Annotated in this window: 18 protein-coding genes; 10 read left to right on the forward strand and 8 right to left on the reverse strand. The window is 55.4% G+C overall.

Features of this window, described 5'->3' with window-relative positions:
- Positions 1–9: 9 nt before the first annotated feature.
- On the reverse strand, positions 10–1527 hold the full coding sequence (locus tag CEE69_RS12785) for a C1 family peptidase (protein WP_099261039.1): 1518 nt from the start codon (positions 1525–1527) through the stop codon (positions 10–12).
- A gap of 161 nt (positions 1528–1688) precedes the next feature.
- Here CEE69_RS12785 and CEE69_RS12790 point away from each other — a divergent pair, with 161 nt between their 5' ends.
- The 4 genes from CEE69_RS12790 (at position 1689) to rimI (ending at position 4988) form a co-directional block, all read left to right on the forward strand.
- The gene (locus tag CEE69_RS12790; RefSeq protein ID WP_099261040.1) at positions 1689–2156 is read left to right on the forward strand and encodes a hypothetical protein; all 468 of its coding nucleotides are present in this window, start codon (positions 1689–1691) and stop codon (positions 2154–2156) included.
- Positions 2157–2165: 9 nt separating this feature from the next.
- The gene (locus tag CEE69_RS12795) at positions 2166–3539 is read left to right on the forward strand and encodes a glycosyltransferase (RefSeq protein WP_099261041.1); all 1374 of its coding nucleotides are present in this window, start codon (positions 2166–2168) and stop codon (positions 3537–3539) included.
- Positions 3540–3546: 7 nt separating this feature from the next.
- Positions 3547–4236, forward strand: coding sequence for a glycosyltransferase family 25 protein (locus tag CEE69_RS12800; RefSeq protein ID WP_099261042.1), 690 nt, complete (start codon positions 3547–3549; stop codon positions 4234–4236).
- 275 nt (positions 4237–4511) lie between these two features.
- The gene (gene rimI, locus CEE69_RS12805; protein WP_099261243.1) at positions 4512–4988 is read left to right on the forward strand and encodes a ribosomal protein S18-alanine N-acetyltransferase; all 477 of its coding nucleotides are present in this window, start codon (positions 4512–4514) and stop codon (positions 4986–4988) included.
- Between the two features lie 76 nt (positions 4989–5064).
- On the opposite strand, the gene CEE69_RS12810 is transcribed toward rimI, so the two are convergent.
- From CEE69_RS12810 to CEE69_RS12825, 4 genes are all read right to left on the reverse strand, one after another.
- Positions 5065–6273, reverse strand: a complete 1209-nt coding sequence (locus tag CEE69_RS12810; protein ID WP_099261043.1) for a LamG domain-containing protein — start codon at positions 6271–6273, stop codon at positions 5065–5067.
- Positions 6274–6459: 186 nt separating this feature from the next.
- Positions 6460–7461: a cellulase family glycosylhydrolase gene (locus tag CEE69_RS12815; RefSeq protein ID WP_233215188.1), complete on the reverse strand. Its 1002-nt coding sequence runs from the start codon at positions 7459–7461 to the stop codon at positions 6460–6462.
- 269 nt (positions 7462–7730) lie between these two features.
- Entirely contained in the window at positions 7731–8078 is a 348-nt protein-coding gene (locus CEE69_RS12820) for a P-II family nitrogen regulator (protein WP_007327264.1), read from the reverse strand.
- A gap of 402 nt (positions 8079–8480) precedes the next feature.
- Positions 8481–9881, reverse strand: coding sequence for an ammonium transporter (locus CEE69_RS12825; RefSeq protein ID WP_099261045.1), 1401 nt, complete (start codon positions 9879–9881; stop codon positions 8481–8483).
- Positions 9882–10292: 411 nt separating this feature from the next.
- On the opposite strand from CEE69_RS12825, the gene CEE69_RS12835 reads away from it, so the two are divergent.
- The 5 genes from CEE69_RS12835 (at position 10293) to CEE69_RS12855 (ending at position 15779) form a co-directional block, all read left to right on the forward strand.
- A complete protein-coding gene (locus CEE69_RS12835; RefSeq protein WP_099261047.1) occupies positions 10293–11012 on the forward strand; it encodes a DNA-3-methyladenine glycosylase family protein in 720 nt (239 codons plus the stop codon).
- A gap of 309 nt (positions 11013–11321) precedes the next feature.
- Positions 11322–12740 (forward strand): transcription termination factor Rho, encoded by a 1419-nt coding sequence (gene rho, locus CEE69_RS12840; protein ID WP_099261048.1) that lies wholly within the window; start codon positions 11322–11324, stop codon positions 12738–12740.
- 61 nt (positions 12741–12801) lie between these two features.
- Positions 12802–13269, forward strand: a complete 468-nt coding sequence (gene ribH, locus CEE69_RS12845; RefSeq protein ID WP_099261049.1) for a 6,7-dimethyl-8-ribityllumazine synthase — start codon at positions 12802–12804, stop codon at positions 13267–13269.
- Positions 13270–13354: 85 nt separating this feature from the next.
- Positions 13355–14674, forward strand: a complete 1320-nt coding sequence (locus tag CEE69_RS12850; protein WP_099261050.1) for an ATP-binding protein — start codon at positions 13355–13357, stop codon at positions 14672–14674.
- Between the two features lie 85 nt (positions 14675–14759).
- Positions 14760–15779, forward strand: coding sequence for an SGNH/GDSL hydrolase family protein (locus CEE69_RS12855; RefSeq protein ID WP_099261051.1), 1020 nt, complete (start codon positions 14760–14762; stop codon positions 15777–15779).
- 182 nt (positions 15780–15961) lie between these two features.
- Here the strand turns inward: CEE69_RS12855 and CEE69_RS12860 are convergent, their stop codons facing one another.
- From CEE69_RS12860 to CEE69_RS12870, 3 genes are read right to left on the reverse strand one after another with little or no spacing between them, the layout of a single operon-like run.
- Positions 15962–17302 carry a hypothetical protein gene (locus CEE69_RS12860; RefSeq protein ID WP_099261052.1) on the reverse strand — a complete coding sequence of 447 codons (1341 nt, stop codon included), beginning with the start codon at positions 17300–17302 and terminating at the stop codon, positions 15962–15964.
- 16 nt (positions 17303–17318) lie between these two features.
- Positions 17319–17738 (reverse strand): carboxypeptidase-like regulatory domain-containing protein, encoded by a 420-nt coding sequence (locus CEE69_RS12865; protein ID WP_099261053.1) that lies wholly within the window; start codon positions 17736–17738, stop codon positions 17319–17321.
- A complete protein-coding gene (locus tag CEE69_RS12870) occupies positions 17729–18784 on the reverse strand; it encodes a DUF1559 domain-containing protein (protein ID WP_233215189.1) in 1056 nt (351 codons plus the stop codon). The genes CEE69_RS12865 and CEE69_RS12870 overlap by 10 nt, the downstream gene beginning before the upstream one ends.
- Positions 18785–19939: 1155 nt before the next feature.
- Here CEE69_RS12870 and CEE69_RS12885 point away from each other — a divergent pair.
- The gene (locus CEE69_RS12885; protein ID WP_099261057.1) at positions 19940–21022 is read left to right on the forward strand and encodes a succinylglutamate desuccinylase/aspartoacylase family protein; all 1083 of its coding nucleotides are present in this window, start codon (positions 19940–19942) and stop codon (positions 21020–21022) included.
- Positions 21023–21104: the final 82 nt, after the last annotated feature.

A 21104-nucleotide genomic window follows, 5' to 3' on the forward strand; every position in this document is an offset into this window, starting at 1 on the left:
CGCGTCACTTCAGGGCAAAATCCGCGTCAGTTCACCCCACTCACCATTCGACGTTTTTTGAAAGACAGTTCCTTTGTCCGTGATCACACGCATTTGGTTGTTGATGGTTCTTAGATCGATCGGCTTCAGATCGTTTTGTGGCAAAGGAACAATCGACCAATCTGCAGAGGCGATATCGAATTTGTAAAGCGTCTGATTCTCAGTCAAGACGTGAAGCATTTTGGAATCAACAGCAGCCATCATGCAAACTTTCTCGTCATCCAGTGGGTCACGACTCAGGTGAGACCAGCTCACCCCTGACGGTTCTTCTCTCATTTGATAGACGGTTTGATCGCGAGCGAGCAGAAACAAATTTTTGTTATTGCATGCCACACCGTCGACTTTCCATGAGGCGGGCGAGATGACCTGATTGTTCTCATAAACTTTCCGGTCGTTCTTGAGAGAAAAGTGTCGCCAGACGGCCGGCGGTGGAGGCAAGAATGGATTGGGAGTTCCATTCGCGATGCTTTGTTGCATCCACACATCGAAGGGTGCACTCCCTTTCACTTTCAAAACATGAGCTTCTACACACCAGTGGTCTTTATCAACGGAAGTGAAGTTGTCGTAGGACGCCCAGCAACACCCTTCGTCTTTCCACTGTGTCCCCCACGAATTCATCAGCAACAAAGCCTGTTTCTCATCGTCGTATCCGACGGCAGCAATGGCATGGTAATTCACATCGTCTGAAGAGCTTTCTGTCCAAACGTACGGCATTTCAATCGCATCATCGGCACGAAAATCACCCTTCATACGGACGACCAAAATGACCGGATATCCCTCGTGCAAATAGAGCTTGATATCGTCCAGGTTTCGGGCCCTCGCGTTGTCCAACAACTTGAACGAGTTTGCTTCCACGGCGGCGTTTGATGAGATTTGGCCGTTCACTGGATTCAGACATGCTCGCGATGCACAGCCATTGAGTTTTAGAAAGTCCACGGCTTGAAGGATCGTCAAACCACCCCCGTCACTGGATAGTTGGTTGTAAACATACTCGGGACTGAATTGATCGCTGGCGAAGGTTGGCTTCCGCCGTCGTTCTTGACCGATTTGGCAGGAATAGGCGGCGTAGGCAGCGGCCCAAGCCACACAATCATTCTGAGTTTGCTTGCCCGGAGTCGGAAGAAATTCTCGCAAGTCAACTATGTTGGGCAACACGACGGAATCGTTCGGGCCCCAATTCTGATCGATTCCGGGAACCGAGCTTTGCACCGTTTCGAAACTGGGAACCGTCGTGATCGAGTCCGTGCCGTATGGAACGGAAGAAGGAAGTGCAACGTCGCCGGACCGCTGCGTCTCACGGTGAACATCAACCGTTGCCGCCGCTGAATCAGGAGGCGCACCGAGATCCGCTCTCGTCGCAATTTGTTCGTAGACTTCATCCGGTACCAAGAGCACGCCCGGGTTATCGGCAGTTTGGGCAATCAAGTCACTTTGGTGAAAGAAACCAAAGGCTAAGACATGCCAGGTCAACCAGAAAGACAATCGCATAAGTCGACCAACATGAAGATCAATGGAAAGAATTGAAAAACGTTGGATCGTTATCACTCGATACGAGTTCGCAAACTTGCGTGTGGCGCCGAAAAGGAATAGCCTTCCATTCCCGTGGGGCTAACGAACCATCCGCCAGCATTCTAACCGAGGTCACCATCATGAGTAAAAGTCCAGAGCAACTTCGCGCGATGGCTTTGTCGGGAACTGTCTCCATTCCACCTCGGTTCCCTGACCTCGCCATTATCTCATTTGAAACCTGCGACAATTCGACCTCACCGTTTGTGGTTGTGGCCTATCAAAAGCTATCACCCAAGCTATCAATCAAGCGGACGTTTTTTCCATCCGATTTGAAATGCTTCTTCGTACCGGAGTCAACTTCGCATGTTGACTTGGAGAATGGCGAATGGTTCGAGGGCAACCAGCTATTGAAAAAGGCTCAGTTGATGCTTGATAGCACGAAAGTGGAAGGCATTCTCTATGTTCGCGAACAAGCACAATCGTTGCTTGAGATGGAAGCTGGCATGACCGCCGCCGAAAGCGCAGAGTTCTATCCACCGCTGCCTGATGACCGTTCGGTCAATCACTACAACATGAATCCATCGGGAGTCTCGGCGGGTTGTGACTGAGGTGGCTCGATGAATTCATCGCCATCAATCGACCTCGCGTTGCTAACACGAGACGAAAACTCATTGCAAGATTCGGTCTGCAACGCAATCGAATCGCAGGTCGGCGTCCGCCTGAATATTCATCGCATTGTCGGTGAACCACAGGTCGGTGATGCCAATCGACTCGCAACGATCGTCCGTTCGCGAAATGAGGCGGTCCGTCGCTCGCGATCCGACTACCTAATGTTTTTGGATGATGACGTGGTCCTGGCCAAGGACTGCATCGCTCGTTTGCACCATGGACTGAACGCGCGAACAAACTTCGGGGCTTTTGCGGCGGACTACTTGGGTGAATCTTCTCCGCATCGTGATTCGCGGCATGTGGCGATGGGTGCGACGCTCTTTCGTAGCTCCGTGCTGCGACGCGACTCGTTTCGGTGGGAGCCTGCGAAGTGCGAATGCCTTTGTCGATGCGAAGATCTGCGCCGAAGCGGGGCTCGGATCGATTACCTTCGCGGCGCGAAGGCTTGGCATTTGTCAAAGAGCCAAAACCGGCGAGTATGCAATACGGCCGACCTGTCGCTCGGAGATACTCCTCCACATTCTGCTGATCCGGAGACCGTCACGAATGCGAAAATCCTAGTGGCGTTCAACCGCCGTGACGTCCGTCGATTTCAGGACGTCTTCTTACGAACCCTGCGAGCAACCGGAAACACTCAGGAAGTCATTGTCGTCGGGTACGGGTTGTATCCCAGCGAGATTCAGCAACTCAAAAACTTGCCCAACGTTCGTTTCATTCGCCGGCCCTTCAACGGACAGCTGCCGCCGGTCCGGCGATTAGAGGACTTTCGCCAGATCGTTTCTCAACTTCCGGCGGATACATCGGTGGCTTACTGGGATGCGGGGGACATGTTGTTCCAAGGGCGACTCGACTCGCTTTGGCAACAAACGCAACAACATCCCGACAAGATTTTGGCAGTCAGAGAACCTCTCGGCTTTCCTCACAACAATGCGATTCGCGGATGGACGCGAACCATCGAGGCCCCTTCGATGCAGCGACGGGCGTTCGAACTGTTCGCATCCAACCCGTTCCTCAACAGTGGCTTCGGTGCGGGAACGGCTCGATCGATGCGCCGCTACTTTGACGAAGCGGTACGGTTGCGAGCCACGGCGCTTCGTGGAACGACCGACTGGGGTGACCAAACCGCACTCAATCTGTACTGCCACAGCGACCCGACGCGTTGGGTCGAAGCCTCCGAACACTGGAACTTCTGCGTGCATGATCGACGGCGAGGCGAAGTTCGCGTCACTCCCGATGGTCATGTGGTCAATCGATCCGGTCAATTGATCCCCGTTGTGCACGGGAACGCTCGTTCGTTGACTCAACTCGCGATAGTCCGATGAGCCCTTCATGATCGGTATCAACGAGGACACACCGACGTTTGTCATCAGCACGCTCGACGAGCAATCGTGTGATCGAGTCAGCCAAGTCAAGCAACATCTGCAGCGTGCAGGCTTTCGGCATTGGCAAATCATTCAAGCCAAGACGCCCGAAACGGAAAATTTTGAAGGAGTTGGGCTGCCTCCGATTTTACAGGGGCGTTGGCGAACCGATCTTCAGCACATGTGGGGCTCCGCCGCCTGCACGCTATCGCACATCCAGTTCTACGATCGGCCTGACAGTGAATTGCCAATCATTGTGTTGGAGGACGATGTCACGATTCATCCCAATTTCTTTCAAATATTGGATGCCGTGAATTTCCCAGACCAGATCCAGTGGGATCTCTGCCACCTTTCGTACTTCAACTCTCAACTTGGAAGTCAGAAAAACCCAACTCGGGTCGTCGCACCACACCTGATTCAGTGTGCACCAAACCAAGTCGCCGGAGCATACAGCTACATCGTGAATCGCTCGTTCCTAGAGCGTTTCACGCCGTTGGTGGAAGAAGTCGACTGCCAATTGGCCCACCTCACCGACGAGATCGCGAGCTACGTCATCGAGCACGAACCGAAGCTGACGGCTCCCGATTTCCGTTTGGATAGCGTACGAATGTCGCTTGATCACGTGTCCTGGCACCAAAACAATCCGACGACCGATTGATCGCTCGTCGGCGACACTTCATCACCTAGCTTCCACAGCCCCCTTATTTACCTTCGCAGTTTGCCCTGGCTGCCAAATTCTTTGCAAATATTCGGAACGGAATTTCGTCTTGGTGCGGTCAAAGGGTTCTGCTAATTTCCCTTTCATCGCCGGTGAGCCAGGACGGCCCCCACAAACGGCGATGCGATCTTCACAGAACCGGAAGGGAGTCCGACGTGGAAAACACGCAAAAAACTGGCCTGAGTTCGACTGGGCAGGCCGCACATATCCGCTGGATGATTCGCCGGGATATGCCGGATGTCTTGGGGATCGAGACCAACTGCTTTGAGTTTGCTTGGTCCGAGGATGACTTCATCCGCTGCCTCCGCCAGCGCAATTGCATCGGCATGGTGGCCGAGTGCGACGAACGCGTCGCCGGCTTCATGATCTATGAACTGCACAAGAACCGACTGCACATCCTGAACTTCGCCGTTCACAGCGATTACCGTCGCAACGGCATTGGCAACACGATGATGCGAAAGTTGCTGGGCAAATTGTCCCAAGAACGCCGCAACCGAATCATGCTGGAAGTTCGCGAAACGAACCTGGAAGCTCAACTGTTCTTCAAGTCGCTTGGATTCAAAGCCATCTCGGTGCTACGAGACTTCTATGACGATGCGACGGAAGACGCTTACCTGATGCAATTCCGCTACCAACCCACCGCGGAAGAATTGGCGGCTCCCCACAACCGCATCACACGCATGGCGGGCTGAGCCAAACCCAGGTTTCAGCTCTACGAATTCATAGAGGGCATCGGCAATTGCAAGCCGATGCCCTTTTTTCGTGGCATCACTTGCGTGGGCTGATCGTCCAAGCACGAATGCTTCGAACACGCACTTCGTCTCGCCCCGCTTTGATCAGGTCACGGTTCGCTGGCGTGGCAACGTTTCTACCGTACAGTCCCGCGTCGACGGGAATGCGTTCGCCGTCGGCTCGAAGGTTTTGGTGGTCACTTGAGAGCCCCGCGCCTGAGTTCGCCTCCCGCGAAACGATCAGATACATCGGAACAGTCGGCACGAGCTTGGAATCGCGAACCACCGCCTTACCATCAACAAACCAGATCAGAGCCTTTTCGCTCCAGAACAGTCCGATCTTGTGCCAGCCTTCGTTGATGCCGGGAATCTCAATCGAGGTCTTGCCATCTTCGCGAAGTTCATTGAGGGTTGTTGGCGGGTCGGTTTTTCCGCCGATGCACTTCATGAGCAAAATGTTGTTGCGTGATTCGGCTTCGGGCGACTCCTTTTCGACAACCATCTCGTGCTCGTAGATGTCGATCTCCAGCCCATTGGATGGATCATCATCGTATGCACTGCTTTGCTCCGACGCCGGCATCAACCAGAACGAATGTCGGTGTGCGAGCGCTTCCATGCCCTCAAAATTCACCTCAATCTCAAAGAATGTCCCTGGTTCGAACGTGACATTGGGTGACGACGTGTCGGTCTTACCAGGTTGCCCCCAGAACTGATCCTTCGCGACCAATTGATCCGTGCTTTCGACCGGCACCTGCTGACCATTCACACTTTTCAACGCGAAGGTATCAAACCAGGAGGTGTGGATTTCGAAATCGGCAAAGTTGACTTCACCACGAGCTGCGTCTTTCGGATCCGGATCAACGTACGGGAAGTTACGAGGAGAATTGCCCGAGTCGCGGCTGGAAAATCCGTCGATGTCCGAATCAGCAACGTAGCCTCGCTGGACCAAAACACCGTCCTCAATCGATGCGGTTTTCTCGTGATACCGGTCATACCAGGCGGCGTGCCGGCGCCCCTTTGCCTGTCGGTGCTGGCCCGCGTTGTTGCTGACGCCCATGTCTTCCTGACGCAGCATCCCCGCCTCCGGTTCGAGCACGCCAGGGACCGAGAAATCGACATCGTACGTCAGCTTAAACTCAAATCGCTCGTTCGCACGACTGTCATTGATCGTCGGCAATTCGTCCGCGATCGCCGGAGCCCAGCATGCGAAAACGAGACCGATGACGAGGGAAGTTCGATTGCACATTCTGTCTATCCTGTTGCCACTTCGAGCGAGCGTTGGCACCCTAACTGGCTGCGTTACACGGACGCCAATCGCGGTTCGCGACGTCCAGTTCGATGATAATCACGTGTGAACATTTGCAACCCCCTCGTCCGGTCAGCTGCGCAGCAGGCAGCCGGCTTAGACAGCCTTCAAAACCGACAGAGATGCTCACGGCTCGGTCGAGACTTCCAGCTCGCTTGGCAGCCCCTGAAATGCATCCAGCCAATCTGCCGTGATGGCTTCAGCGATGCCAGCGTCCTCTCGGGCACGAAGTTCCGCCGCGGTGGCTCCCCAGTAGAAGCTGACCCAACCGTCCGCGTGCGTTTGTGATTGCAGAACAAAGGCTGACAATTCTTCGGTGCTGCACTTCAAAGGAAACATCTCTTCAATGACCAACGGCTTGCCAACCTCATAGGCCTTCAGTGAATTCAACGCGTCCTGAACTTCACCTTTCTTGGGATAGAAATGGACAGAAACGAAGTCGAGTCGCTTGCCCACCGTGGGCGAATAGAACAGGGGTTTTCCACCACCGAACGCGAAAACCCACGGGATCACTCCAACGGTGACCATGGTCTGCGAATCCTGTTCGCGGATCGCGTCAACCATTTGATTCACCCAAGCTTCCGCAATCTCCTCGCGGCTTCGCTCGCCCCGACGAAGCGCCAAACGCTGCACAAAAAATTTGCCACCAAGCTCACCCGCCAGCCAATCCGACTCAGGTTTTTCACCCGGCAAGATCGGCTCGTTCATCAAGTCATAGCAAAAGACCGCTGGACAGCCCGAGCAAACCTTCGCGACCTCCGACCAAAACCTCGCCTGCGCCTTCCAACGTTCTGCTTCGTTCAGCTCATTCAGCCAATCCGGAACGTTGGATTTGTGATAGCAAGCCAATCCGGTGATGTCCAAATACAAACGCTTTGACTCAGCTAGCTTCAGCAGCCGCTTGAGTTGGTTCACCTGAGCGACTGAAGCTTTCTCGGGAGTCTCCATCCAGAGACCGATCTGCAGATGGATGCGAACACAGTTGGCACCGAGTTGCTTGATCTCGTCAAAGTCTTCAACGACCTTGTTCCATTCGTCAATCCAGTACTCATCGAGTAGCCGCCCCGACTCATCGTGGTCGTAGTTCACTCCCCAGATGACGAATGGCTCGTCTGAGTCGCTTTTCACAAACGAGTGGCCATCCGAACTGACCCCAACACGCTGCAAAGGCTCTTCAGCCTGGCCAACGACTGCACAAATCCAGATGAGGGAAATTGCAAAACAAACGCTCGAACGGCAAAGCTCCCGAGCTCGAGGTGCGCTGAAAGCAAGATTTTTGTAGCAAAGAGCTCGCTTCAAAGCAGCCATGGCACCTTAGATCCTTTCGCGGGGAAAGGCGATGATACCATCCTCAGCTTGCTGTGAACAATTTCGCAGAGCAACCGAGACCGGAAGGCTCAGATGGCTTCTCCACCACGCTCGCCGGTTCGGATTCGGACGCAATCGTCCATTGGGAGGACAAAGATTTTGCCGTCACCGATTTCGCCGCTCTCACCGCTGCGGCCGCCTTCCAAGATTGCGTCGATCGTTGGCTGAACAAACTCCTCGTTCACACCAATTTGCAACTGCACCTTGCGAAGCAAGCTGACGCCGTAATCACGGCCACGCATGGAACCGGTTTGACCACGTTGCCGCCCAAACCCTTGGCAATCCACCACGGTCAAACGGTGCACCTCCACGCGAGTCAACGCCTCTTTGATGGCGTCCAATTTGGAAGGCTGAACGATGGCAATGATCAATTTCATGAACGGTAACAGTCAGAAGTCGCGAACGGGCGATTCAAGCGAGCCAATCGTGCGGGCAAAGACCAGCCCATTCTGCGTTCAGGTCCGCACCTGATCGCCAATTGAAAACTGATGGGCTCGATCGCCTGCCAGGAATTTAGACGATCCAAAGATTTTCGCGTAGACCCGGTGGCTTGCACAAACATCAAAAGCCAGCTGGCCTCAGTCGTCTGCACCGGCAAAGCCATCACCACCGACAGCGCAAAAAAAAGACCCCGATCCGCGACAGGTGAGGCGGACACCTGTCACGGACCATTGGGGCTTCTTCTGGCCCAGGCAAGAGCCGAGAAGTTCAAAGCACCGCGCTGCGACGCCGCCGAGTGTGTAACGGCACAACCGGCGACATCACTGCGGTGGGTAGAACTAGACCACCGAGCCGCCGGAAACGGCGTCTGATGGGTAAGCGTGCATTCCGTGCTCGCTGATATCCAAACCTGCTTGCTCTTCTTGTGGCGAGACTCGCAGCATGCCTACAGCTTTGAGTACACCGAAGACGACCGACATGGTGATGAAGGCCCAAGCACAGATCGAAACGGTTCCGATCAACTGAATCATGAAGCTGGTTGAACCAGATTCCAAGTGAGCGTTTGGCAAGATGCCGAGAGCCATGCAGCCCCAAACACCGCAAACGCCGTGGACAGGGAAAGCACCGACGGGATCGTCGATTTTGATTTTGTCCAGAACAACAATGCTGAGAACAACCAAGGCACCTGCAACAGCACCGACAACGATCGACATCGAGTTGCTCATTGCGTCACAGCAAGCCGTGATGCCAACCAATCCACCAAGAGCACCGTTCAGGCCCATGGTCAAGTCAGGTTTGCCGAACAAGCCCCACGAGACAGCGGTTGCAACGATCACGCCAGCAGCTGCGGCGAGGGTGGTGTTCACAGCGATGAAGACGGTTGCGTCAATGTCGCCAGCAGATTGGAATGCCAATTGGCTACCAGGGTTGAATCCGTACCACCCCACCCACAGGATGAACACACCCAGAGCAGCGAAAGCAACGTTGTGACCTGGCAATGGAACGCTCTTGCCTTCGGCGGTGTAACGACCCAAGCGAGGGCCGAGGAAGATCGCACCAGCCAAGCCAGCGAAACCGCCGACTGCGTGAACAACTGCTGAACCAGCGAAGTCTTGGAAGCCCATGGCGTACTCGCCGTCGACCAAGTCGCCGAACTGCATCAACCATCCGCCGCCCCATTTCCAGTAACCGCTGATTGGATAAATCAATCCAGTCAGGATGGCACTGTAAACCAAGTAAGCGTTGAATTTCATACGGCCAGCAACAGCACCCGAAACGATGGTTGCGGCGGTCGCGGCGAAGACGGCTTGGAAGAACCAATCGACTTGTGGCGAGAATGTTTGATCAGGACTGGATTCATAAATCCCAGTGCCACCGAAGGCGAAGTAACCGTTTTCGACGTCACCATAGCTGCCCGGATACATCAATCCGAAGCCGATGAAGAAGAACAGCAACGCCCCGACGGACAAATCCATCAAGTTCTTAGACAGAATGTTGATGGTGTTCTTGGAGGAGTTCAGCCCCACTTCGACCATGGCGAAGCCGGCCTGCATGAAGAGAACCAAAACGGCACAGAGGAACAGGAAGCCATTGTCGAAGGCGTACCCTACTCCCGCGTCCGCCGCGGGCTCCTCTGAATCAGCGTCACCCGCGTCGGCGACTTCTGCAGTATCCGTTGCAGCCGCTGGCTCATCCTGAGCCGAAGCTACCGACGCGAGTGAACCGCCGATCCCCATCATCCCCACAAGGAGAACCATAGTGAGCCAAGCGAAACGGAAACCTGTCCGTCCGCCGCCAAGCTCTTGTGTTGTAAATGCTGAGATCGAACTCATGTGGTCTTCCTTCTCGTAAGACAGTTGGTGTGACACGACACGTTGCCTTCGGCACCCATTGCCAAAGTGAATCATTCACCATGCCGAGTCGTTTCGAACCAAGTGCTGCGCCGCCGTCCACCGTCCAACTCCTGCCCGGGCCATCCTGAATCGCTCGTGAGTCGTGCGTTGTCCTTTTGGGAAGCACTTCTTTTCGAAGGATGGCTACTGGCACACTTTGGACCAAAAGCAAAAACGGACTTCCGCAAATTCTCGCAAGACACTGAAGACAAACGACTTAAAACTTCCAGAATTACAACACCCTGCAATCCGAGCCCCATGCCAACACCCTCCGTGCCTAAGTCGCAGGCATCGCCCGGCAACCGCCGCCTAAAAACAAGGCAGGCGGTTTCACCCGCGGAGGGAGAGCGTAAAGCAGCGCTCGACTACCTGGGAAAGAAGGACGCTGCACTCCGACTGGTGAAGCATCGATTGGGCAGCCCACCGTCGTGGCGACGTCCCGCCGGCTTCGAAACGCTCGCTCGAATCATCCTGGAGCAGCAGGTGTCGCTGCGATCGGCGGAGTCGACCTTCCTGAAGTTGCAACACCTGCTCGCTGGACCACTCACCGCCGAAGGCATTGTCTCGCTTTCATCGGTGCAGACTCGAGCGTGCGGAGTCAGTCGACAAAAGCACCGCTATCTGCACCAACTGGCCGATGATGTTGTCCGAGGCCGTTTTCAGCTGGATCGCTTGGCCGAAATGCCTGATCAACAGGCCCTGCCTCAACTGACCGCTAGGCTGGGGATCGGCCGCTGGAGCGCGGAGGTTTACCTGATGTCCGCGCTCGATCGCCCCGACATTCTTCCCTTCGGCGACCTGGGTCTCCTCAAAGGCCTCGAGGAATTGGACGGGGGACAATACGAAAGCTTCGAAGCGGTGGTCGAACGTGCCAAACAGTGGCGCCCGTACCGTTCGACGGCAACTCGATTGGTATGGGCGTTGTACCTGGACAACCGTGGACTTCTGAACCCGATGGCCGCATCGAGTGTCACTTAGGGTGCTGCATCGACGGACGGGACCACAACCGAATACCTCCGCCAAACCACCTAAGGCGAACAAGCGACCGAAGCCGATGCGGTGCGGTGTTTGTGACGCCATCTTCACGGCCCCCTCATAATTCCGCCTGACAGGGGGCATGCATTCGTCTAAACTAAGTTCTGTGGCGTTGGCAATCTGGCGTCGCACCCCTCCCGGATGGCTCTCATCCGTCCTCCTCTCTTTTCATCCTACCGATTTGGTTCTCTCCTCATGGAACCTTCCTCCACGCCGGGTCCGGCGCGCAATGCTCGTCGTAGCAATCGCCGTATGCGCCACCCAGACAAAGATGTTGATAAACGTGTTCGCGAGCTTGATGCCGAACGCGATCCGCTCTCGTTGCCCGAAGAGATCGTCAGTGAAGTGACACGCGCGGGCGGCCGAGTTGGCATCCCCGCGAAAGATCAACCGCCCAAGCAAGCGTTGAACATCAACGACTTGCAAAAGCTCGAACATGACGAGTTGCTCGCTCTTGCCGAAACGGAAGGGTTGCAAGAGATCGCTGCGCTGCCGCGACAGGAACTTGTCTTCCGCTTGCTCAAAGCGCGGATGAGTGCGAATGGTCTGATGTACGGCGAAGGCACGCTTGAAATCCTTCCCGATGGATTTGGATTCCTGCGGAGCGCGCAGTACCACTACTTGTCTTGCCCCGACGACATCTATGTCTCCCCCAGCCAAATCCGTCGATTTGGACTGCACACGGGTTCGCATGTTGCCGGGCAAATTCGTCCGCCGAAGGAAAACGAACGCTACTTCGCTTTGCTGCGAATCGAAGCGATCAATCATGCGGACCCGATGCAGCGACAACGCCAAAAGCCGTTCGATGATCTCACGCCACTGCACCCGCGCTCGCGAATTGTGACCGAGCATGATGCGCAGGAACTCAGCACACGTGTGGTGGACTTGTTCACCCCAATTGGATTTGGACAACGAGGTCTGATTGTCAGTCCACCGCGTGCCGGCAAAACCATGTTGATGCAGAGCCTCGCCCGCGGCGTTCTCAACAACTACCCCAACGCCTATGTCGTGGTCTTGTTGATCGATGAACGTCCCGAAGAAGTGACGGACATGGAGCGTGAGATCCAATCGCCTCAATGCGAGGTGATCAGCAGCACGTTTGACGAACCACCGGCGAGACACATTCAAGTCGCTCAGATGGTGGTTGAAAAAGCCAAGCGAATGGTGGAATCGGGAACCGACGTTGTCATCTTCCTCGACTCGATCACCCGGCTCGCCCGAGCGTTCAACAGCGACAGCGATTCGGCAACGGGCAAGCTACTGACCGGCGGCCTGGACGCCGGTGCGATGCAGAAACCCAAGTCGATTTTCGGGTCCGCTCGAAAGGTCGAAGAAGGCGGTTCGCTCACGATCTTGGCAACCGCTTTGGTCGACACCGGAAGTCGCATGGACGACGTGATCTTTGAAGAATTCAAAGGCACCGGCAATTTGGAGATTGTTCTCGACCAAGACCTCGTCGCTCGCCGAGTTTGGCCAGCGATCGACCTGACACGCAGCGGCACACGTCGCGAAGAAATGTTGCTCGATCAGGAAGAACATCGCAGGATTGAAACCCTGCGTCGCGAATTGGCGGAACACTCGCCAGTCGATTCCATGACGGAACTGACCAAGCGAATGCGAAAAACACAAAACAACGCTGAGTTTCTCATGAGTGTTCAACCGCAAGACTGAATGGCCGCACGCGGCATTCCCCCCACCTCCTTCACCCTCCAATTCTTTCCCGAGAATTTGAATGCCTTCCATCGATGGAACCACCGGAAATTTGCCCAGCGGACGTGTTGCAATCATCGCGAGCCGCTACAACGCCAACATCTGCGACTCGATGGTGCAGGCCGCTTTGCAATCACTGACTGACGCTGGCATCCCGGAAGACAAACACTGGCTGATCCGTGTGCCTGGTGCATGGGAATTGTGCTGGGCGGTGGAGCAAGCCTTCCAACACGCTGACGTCATTGGTGCGATCACGCTGGGATGCGTGATCAAAGGCGAGACGACTCACGACGAACACATCAATCGCGCCGTCAGCGACACGCTGATGGAGCAATCAGTACGAACGGGCCGTCCCGTTGGCTTTGGCTTGCTGACTTGCAACACCGTCGAACAAGCGATCCAGCGCAGCGGTGGAACGGTCGGAAACAAAGGCCACGAAGCCGCCGATGCAATGCTGGAAATGCTGCGATTGCAAACCAAAATGCGATAGCGTTTGCGGCCGAGTCCACGTCACGCCAAACGAGTTTGCGTGGCGTTCGCACTGATTGAAATCACCGCTGCATCCGGAGCCCTGCATGACTCGTTTGTTCATCCAGTTCTACTGCGGCGTTCTATTGATCCTGCTCATCGCCTGGATCATCCAAGCCTACGTGTTTCGCGGAACGACGGAGGCCCAGAACATCTCGGTGATCGAGAACGCGCTCAGTGGCGGCGCCTTGCTGGCCCGCGACGAGATTGCCGCCGGTGGAATGCAAAACATCGACGAAACCGTCGCCAGCATTCAATCACGATTCACCTATCCCGTCGGCGTGGTGAATCGCTCCGAACGGTCATTGTCGAAGACACTGTTGCAACGCCTCGACGATGGCGAGGCCGTACTTTCCGGCGATAGCATCGAAGTGGCACTCACGGGAACACCGCTGTTGGTCGAACTCGGACCGCTCCCGCGTTTCGCCGGGCCGCGACGCAGCGACATTCTGCTCGGACTGACCAGCGTCTTTCTATTGGTCGCATTGGCGATCGCGATTTTAATGCGTCCCATCGCCAGGCAGTTTCGGATCGTTGAGCGTACTGCATTGGCGATCGCGGACGGTGACTTCGCCGCACGGATCGTGGACACCGGTCGAAGACGAAGCTTTCCAATCGTCGACGCATTCAATACCATGGCCGATCGAGTCGAATCATTGCTTCGCTCGCAAAAGGAATTGCTGCAGGCGGTCTCGCATGAGTTCCGAACGCCGCTCGCTCGCATCAAATTCGCAACCGAATTGGTGCGTTCCGCTGACACGGATGAGAAACGAAACCAACGAGTCGACTCGATCGATGACGCCACTGACAAACTCGATGACTTGGTCGCGGAACTACTCAATTACACTCGCACCGATGAGCAATCTCAGGTCGCACCTCGTGAGCGAGTCTCGGCTCAAGACATTGCGATGGATGCGATCGGGCAACATGCCCCTCTGCATCCCAATATCATCTTCGATGGTCCAACGGAATCCGACAACATCGACTTGGTGACCTATGAAGCCGGTCTAGTTCGAGCAATTGGCAACCTGGTCGGCAACGCTGGAAAATACGCCAATTCCAAGGTTCGCGTCACCATCACCAACGATTCCAATCGGGTTTGCTTCTTAGTCGAGGACGATGGCCCCGGGATCCCAGTGACTGATCGTCGTTTTGTTTTCGATCCCTTCCACCGACTCTCTGGCGATTCCCAGCCTGGCACGGGACTCGGGCTGGCGCTCGTCCATCGGATATGCCAGCGTCTGGGCGGCAAAGTCACGATCGACGACAGCCCACTCGGTGGAGCTGCGTTCTTGGTGGATCTGCCGCAGAGCTTGCTGCCTATGCCCAGCCATCCATTGCCTCCTGCGTCAGCGGAACGCGATTGATCAGGCTAAGATGGAAGAAGAGGAACGCGTTTTCGCGGCGACCGCTCGTCGCCTCAAAACATCCAACTTCTCCTGAGGCGAAATCATGAACAAGAAGATTTCCTCGTTGCAACTTCGGCGACGCCTCCTGTTCATCGTCGCGTTAGCCGTCTTCATCGGCGTCCCAGCTTACCTGGAATTCAAGCTTCGTCGTCCGGTCGGAGAAGGGCCCGCTGGTCCGGTGATCGATATTGAGCCGTTCGAAACCGCTTGGACTCAACACCAAGTTCATTTGCTCGGGATCGGCGACAGCGTCACTCGAGGCCTTGGTGCAAAATCGAAGTCACACTCCTACTTTGAACGTCTGCGAGAGAACCCCAAGGACGAATGGCTCGACATGCGGGGAAAGCACTTGGCAGCGGTCCTGCCAAACCTGACCGCCTCCAATGTTGCTGTTTCCGGTTCGACTTCTTTGGACCACGAACGCGTCATCGAGGCTGAAATCGAAACCTTTGACGATGACGTATTTGGATTGGTGGTGATGACCACCGGCGGAAACGATTTGATCCACAGTTACGGTCGCCGACCGCCCGAAGAAGGTGCCATGTACGGCGCGTCGTTGGAACAAGCCCAGCCTTGGATCGAGGCGTTCGAATCAAGGTTGAACAAAATGCTACGTCTGACCAGCGATCGTTTCCCGGCGGGTTGCCAAATTTTCTTGGGCGACATTTACGACCCGACCGACGGCGTCGGCGATGCACCCAGCATTTTCCTCCCCGACTGGCCCGATGGTTTGGCTATCCATGCGGAATACAACCGTGTCATTCGCCGGGTTGCGAATCAGTTCGGGCATGTCCATGTCGTGCCGCTGCATGAGACTTTCTTGGGACACGGATCGCATTGCCGCCAATTCTGGCGAAGCACGTACGATTGGGACGATCCCACTTACTGGTTCTACACCAATATCGAAGACCCAAACGACCGCGGCTACGACGCGATCCGCCGAGTCTTCTTGCAGGCCATCGTCGATCAACGCCGATCCCTCGAATCCCTCCCCGCGACCAAAATGTTGCAAGAAGGGATGAAAGACCATAGCCCACCACAGAATCATCTCAGCACCCGCTAAGCAGGTTTCGTTGGGTAGATCAGCCGATTGGCGTTCGCCAAGGTTCCCACGCCTAAGCAGTTAACGAAATACAACTTGACCTTCCTGCTTGCCTGCTTTGCCTGACAAACGGCCGCAAGCAGAAACGAAGCCACAACTGCAACTTCGCTCCTGCTTTGTCTGCGACAAGAGTTGCTCCAGCCTCAATCCGAGATGGAAGCGAGGCTTGTTGGCATCCCTTCGCAATCGAACTTGGCTTGCACCGATTGATCCGTCAGCGAAATCACCCAAATGCTCGCGTCACCTGGGTTGGTGATTGCGATCTGGCGTCCTCGCGGCAGGAACACGGCGTCGTGATGACCGAAGTGACCTTCGATCTGGCTCCGTCCGACCGAGATCGGTTCACGCGTCTTCGCGTCGGAGAATTCACCGTTCCCGTCGGGATCCAAATCGACCACGAAAAGCTGATCGTTCTCGGGAGCCTCTTTCGACTCCGCAAAACACAATGCGACCGGGCGTCCGCCCGATCCTTTGCCCACGATTGGCGTTCGCAACGATTGATCGCTCTTCAATTCCATCGGCATCGATTGAATTTGGGGTTCATCGCTCGATGCGTCAACGACACACAGCAACGATTGATCTGCTTTGCCGCTCGTGAAGACCACGGTGTCATCGAGATTCGCGAACGCTCCGGTGCGCAGCGGCTTGCCTTCGGGATCCGAGCCAATTTCCAGGTGATTGACCTGCACTGAATCGGCAGCATCGTCGGCCTCCATGTCAGCCGCAACCCAACAAATGCCGTCAGCCGGAGCGAAGAAAACTTTGCCTCCGCAGTAAGTTGCACCGTGCAAGACACCGGTGGGGCAATCGATGCGATATCCCTTGCCCGCGTTTTCATCCAAACCGACCACATCGACTCGGCCCGCGTTTTCCCCTTCGCCATGGATCCAAGTGCTGTATGCAACCTTGTCGTCGGCGACCGCCAGCGTGATGTGGCCACCACCGCCCTCGTAGAACATCCCCGCCTCGGTTGCCGACTTGGCTTCCCGAACACCGTTGGCATCCATCACCGTGAATCCATTGCGTTGGTCGTTCGCCATCACAAACGACTTGCCGTAGCGATAGAGGTGAGCGGGATTGCCTTGTCCGTCGTCAATCAATTTCGACTGCACCGAAGGCGTCTTCGTAAAACGCCAATGAAAGTGATCGCCATGGGCTTCTTGAGTTGCACCGGATTCGATCGCAACCCATCCGCTGCCGATGTCGCCGTTCGCTTCGTCACGCACGCCTACCACGAGCAACCCGTCGTCGATCTGCATCTGAACGAGCATTTGGTCGTCCACGTCGAGTTCCGGAAAGCCCTGCACGGATTCTTCCGCGAGAGCGTAGCCGTCCTTGGATTTCCGAAGGTCCGCCCACTTCAGCGCGGCACTTTGGTGATCCTGCCAAAACAATCGGGCGATCGTGCGCCCTTCTGCGTGCACGTTGGAACTACCCAGCAAGCTGAGAGCAGCAAAAGTGAATAAGAGTCTTTGAATGGTCATGTTTGTGTTTCAGAATTCAATGTTTGGATGAAAGTGATTGAACGGCCTGACGTGGCAGCTCAATTTTCTGGTGAGGTGTTTCGGAAAATGGTTTCAGTCGCAGAGAGTCGCAAAACTTCTCCATCACGGATGGCTTCAACATCCAACCGCCATCGCTGATCGATTCCATCGCAACGACATAGCTCTCCGGTTCAGGAGATGGCAAATTGCTAAAATGAGCCAAGCCACGCTCGTTCGTGATGGCTCGGGCAAGTGAGCCGCCGTCGGAGGTTTGCTTCAACAAAACCTGCACATTCGCGAGCGGTTTGCCGTCGTAGATAACCTCAACGAACGTATTTGACTCAGGCGTTGACGACTGCGAAGTCGCATCGCATCCAGTCGAACCAATGACTACGCAAGCCAGCAACAACGCCGACGCTCGAGCACTCACGGCCACTGGACCACCTCCCGGCCGTCGCGTGAAAACAACGCGTGGTACGTCGTTCGATCGATGGAATCGGTCATGAAATGAACGCTGCCATCCAACATCGCGTGCATGGAACCGCCGGTGTGATACGACCGCGAGGAATAGAATCCCCGACCATGAATTCCGATGTCGGGGATCGATGAATTCGGCGTCATGTAGCCGTTGATCACCGTCGCATAAGGCACGCCTCGAATCCAACACGACCCACGATTCCCGGAGTAAGAGCTGATCTTTGCGGGGAAAACGGTCTCCAAATCAGGGTTCTGGATCAGCGCCCCACCCTCTACGAACCCCGGGTTGGGAGCAGTGTTCCCACTCGTGCCACTCCAGTTTGCAATCCGACGATGCGGGCCAGCGGGTGTGGGTTCGGTCAGTCCACTGGTCTGATCGCCCATGATCGTTTCCGCCATCAAGACCGTCTGGCTGGTCCCATCCAAGCAGTCGCGAAATTTGGCCCAGGAGTTCTCCCAAACCATTCCATCGGTTCGATAGCGGTCGTCGTAGTTGGTGTCCGTTCCGCTGCCGTAGCTATACATGTAGCTCAGTCCACCGGAGAAGCCGGTCGCTCCATCGGCAAATGTGGTGCTGAACCTTGGGTCGCCAACGTCGCTGGGACAAAGGAAGGTCGGAACCACTTTTTCGACGGCTTCGCGAAGAACCGGATTGAAGCTCGCTGCCCATGGAGGGCCGATCAAGAGCGGTTGTTCGAAGTTGATCAGTTCGCTCAGCCCAGCCTGCTCGATGTATGGCAATACGCGAGCTTGGACGGAGAAACTGCTTGATCCCGTCATCGCCGGGATGCACTTGAACGAACTCTCGTAGTTGTGAGTCGCCAAGGCAATCTGTTTCATATTGTTGCTGCACTGCATGCGGCGTGCAGCTTCACGAGCGGCTTGAACGGCCGGTAAAAGCAAGCCGACCAAGATGCCGATGATCGCAATGACCACCAGCAACTCGACCAGGGTGAACGCTTCGCGAAAACGCGTTTGCCGCATCCGCGGTACTGTAAATTTCATGGGATTTCAATTGAGTGCGCGTAGAGAGATAGAGGTTGCCCCGCGCGGCGCGCACGTCGATCGACACAGGTTAGGTCGGACCGAGCGCCGATCGTCCGCGAACGCACACGCGAGGCAATGGTTGAGGTCAAATCGTTGTATGAATCCACAGTCATTCCGTGCACGCTCATCCATCCGTCAACGGATGACATGGCGATCCTGCCTCGCCGCGGATGATTCGTTGCCAAATCCAGATTGGCTACAACGAACGATCAGCGCGCATCGCCAGCGTGGATGCGGACGAATTCAGCAAGTACGAAGTGACAGTGACTCAGACTCGAATCGCAGGTGGGCCACGCAGAGGAGGCCAAGAGATAGACGGATCAACATCCGCTGAAAGGCATGTCGGCCAAGCCGCAAATTCAATCCATTCGCAAGTGATCGACGCTTGATCTTGATCGACAAAACCACCGGGAGCCGCGAGCGATTGGCAGATCCAGCACGAATGAGAATCGTGTGGGGAATGCGATTCGCCCTCGAACTCCGTCGCATTCGCGAGTGAGTCTTGCGAACAAGCACTCGACGCTGTTTCCTCGCACGCTTGCGAATGACAGCCATGGTCGTCTGCACAGCATTCGTGCACGTTTCCATTGTGCTGACACGCGGAATGTCCATGATCGCAACCAGCATGGCCGCTGGCACCGTGATCGCACGTCGCGACGTGCAACCATGCCGGTGCATGGCCGAGCAACAGCGTGAAGCTGAGCAAGAAAGTCGTTAATGGACGGATCGACGGGACCAATGTTCACTCAAACGAGAAATAGCTGAATTGGAAATGCAGGTCCGACCAAAGACTCGAAGCTAGCATACGCAATTCTCGCATTTTTGGTTTAGCCCTAATCCAGAAATTTCGCCAAACGATTCTGTCGACTTCCCGCTAGTCGCCCGGTAAAGGAACCCAACCCGCCCGCGTAAAAGCTGACCTCCGAACAGTCGAACATACAGGAAGTTCCTGCACCGTGATTGCGTTCGTGATCGACCCACGATGGTAATTTGGGCTCCAACTCGCGATATTCATGGGTCCTCGATGCTGCCAGTGCTCGACGGCCTCGATGCTCGAAGGATTCGGGCTGCACTGCATTCAATCAACCGACAACTTTTCACTCGATTTCGACTATGCCATCTTCCAAACAGTTCCCCGAAATCGAACCTGGACCCGGCGAGCGGCTGAACACCGAGATGGTCATTTCGGAATCTTACAGCAGTCGTGAGATCACAATTCCTCTTCACATTCGCCGGGGCCTTCAAGATGGTCCACGCGTATTCGTCACCGCCGCGTTGCACGGGGACGAACTCAACGGAACGGGAGCCATTCGTCAATTGCTTTCCGATTCGTCTTGGGACCTGCACTCGGGAACATTGATCTTGGCGCCAGTTCTCAACATCCTTGGATACGAACGTCACTCGCGATACCTGCCTGACCGTCGCGACTTGAACCGTTGTTTCCCTGGATCAAAAACGGGCAGCATGTCGTCACGAATGGCCCGAACCATCTTTGATCAATTGATCGAACCCTGTGACTACGGAATTGACCTGCACACCGCAGCCGTGCGTCGCACCAACTACCCGAATGCTCGAGCTGATCTAAGCAATCCAAAGTGCGCTGAGATGGCCGAAGCTTTTGGAGCTGGCATCATTCTGGATGCTCCCGGGCCGGAATGCTCCCTCCGTCGTTCCGCGACCGACCACGGGGTGCCAACGATCGTTGTCGAAGGCGGTGAGGTCTGGCGGATGGAATCTGCAGTCATTGACTGCATGACTCGCGGGGTTCTCAATGTGCTCCGCAAACTTCAGATGGTCGATGGCGAAATTGATGTTCCGATCAAGCAGACCGTGATCAGTCACACGAAATGGATCCGGGCCGAACGAGGTGGACTGATGCAAATGCATGTCGCACCCGGAGAAACGGTCAAAAAAGACCAAGCCCTGGCAACGAACTGCAGTTTGCTCAACGAAGGCCAGAACCAATTGCTCGCACCATTTTCAGGCGTGGTGCTTGGCGCCAGCACACTGCCATCTGTCAAACCCGGAGAGCCCGTCGTTCACATCGGCAAACTCGGAACTCGCAAACAGACAAACGCCTACGAAAAACGTTCGGGGAACGATTCCATCCAACAAGATGCAATCGAGCAATTCTCATCAAGCGTCCACGTCACGGCTCCAGAACCAATCACTGATTTCGATGACGTCGATTCGTGATTGAATCCTTCGTTCTTTCCGCTCGGAACACTTGCGTCAATAGTATGTTGCCCGCGAGCGTCAAAGGTAGACCGACTCTGCC

Source organism: Rhodopirellula bahusiensis, from assembly GCF_002727185.1.
Classification (GTDB): domain Bacteria; phylum Planctomycetota; class Planctomycetia; order Pirellulales; family Pirellulaceae; genus Rhodopirellula; species Rhodopirellula bahusiensis.

Bases quoted from the DNA above. Each gene is read 5' to 3' on its own strand.
- CEE69_RS12870 (WP_233215189.1), bottom strand. From the start codon at position 18,784: ATGAAATTTACAGTACCGCGGATGCGGCAAACGCGTTTTCGCGAAGCG.
- CEE69_RS12850 (WP_099261050.1), top strand. From the start codon at position 13,355: ATGACTCGTTTGTTCATCCAGTTCTACTGCGGCGTTCTATTGATCCTG.
- ribH (WP_099261049.1), top strand. From the start codon at position 12,802: ATGCCTTCCATCGATGGAACCACCGGAAATTTGCCCAGCGGACGTGTT.
- CEE69_RS12790 (WP_099261040.1), top strand. From the start codon at position 1,689: ATGAGTAAAAGTCCAGAGCAACTTCGCGCGATGGCTTTGTCGGGAACT.
- CEE69_RS12795 (WP_099261041.1), top strand. From the start codon at position 2,166: ATGAATTCATCGCCATCAATCGACCTCGCGTTGCTAACACGAGACGAA.
- CEE69_RS12820 (WP_007327264.1), bottom strand. From the start codon at position 8,078: ATGAAATTGATCATTGCCATCGTTCAGCCTTCCAAATTGGACGCCATC.
- CEE69_RS12860 (WP_099261052.1), bottom strand. From the start codon at position 17,302: ATGACCATTCAAAGACTCTTATTCACTTTTGCTGCTCTCAGCTTGCTG.
- CEE69_RS12885 (WP_099261057.1), top strand. From the start codon at position 19,940: ATGCCATCTTCCAAACAGTTCCCCGAAATCGAACCTGGACCCGGCGAG.
- CEE69_RS12810 (WP_099261043.1), bottom strand. From the start codon at position 6,273: ATGTGCAATCGAACTTCCCTCGTCATCGGTCTCGTTTTCGCATGCTGG.
- CEE69_RS12785 (WP_099261039.1), bottom strand. From the start codon at position 1,527: ATGCGATTGTCTTTCTGGTTGACCTGGCATGTCTTAGCCTTTGGTTTC.
- CEE69_RS12800 (WP_099261042.1), top strand. From the start codon at position 3,547: ATGATCGGTATCAACGAGGACACACCGACGTTTGTCATCAGCACGCTC.
- rimI (WP_099261243.1), top strand. From the start codon at position 4,512: ATGATTCGCCGGGATATGCCGGATGTCTTGGGGATCGAGACCAACTGC.
- CEE69_RS12835 (WP_099261047.1), top strand. From the start codon at position 10,293: ATGCCAACACCCTCCGTGCCTAAGTCGCAGGCATCGCCCGGCAACCGC.
- CEE69_RS12855 (WP_099261051.1), top strand. From the start codon at position 14,760: ATGAACAAGAAGATTTCCTCGTTGCAACTTCGGCGACGCCTCCTGTTC.
- CEE69_RS12825 (WP_099261045.1), bottom strand. From the start codon at position 9,881: ATGATGGGGATCGGCGGTTCACTCGCGTCGGTAGCTTCGGCTCAGGAT.
- rho (WP_099261048.1), top strand. From the start codon at position 11,322: ATGCGCCACCCAGACAAAGATGTTGATAAACGTGTTCGCGAGCTTGAT.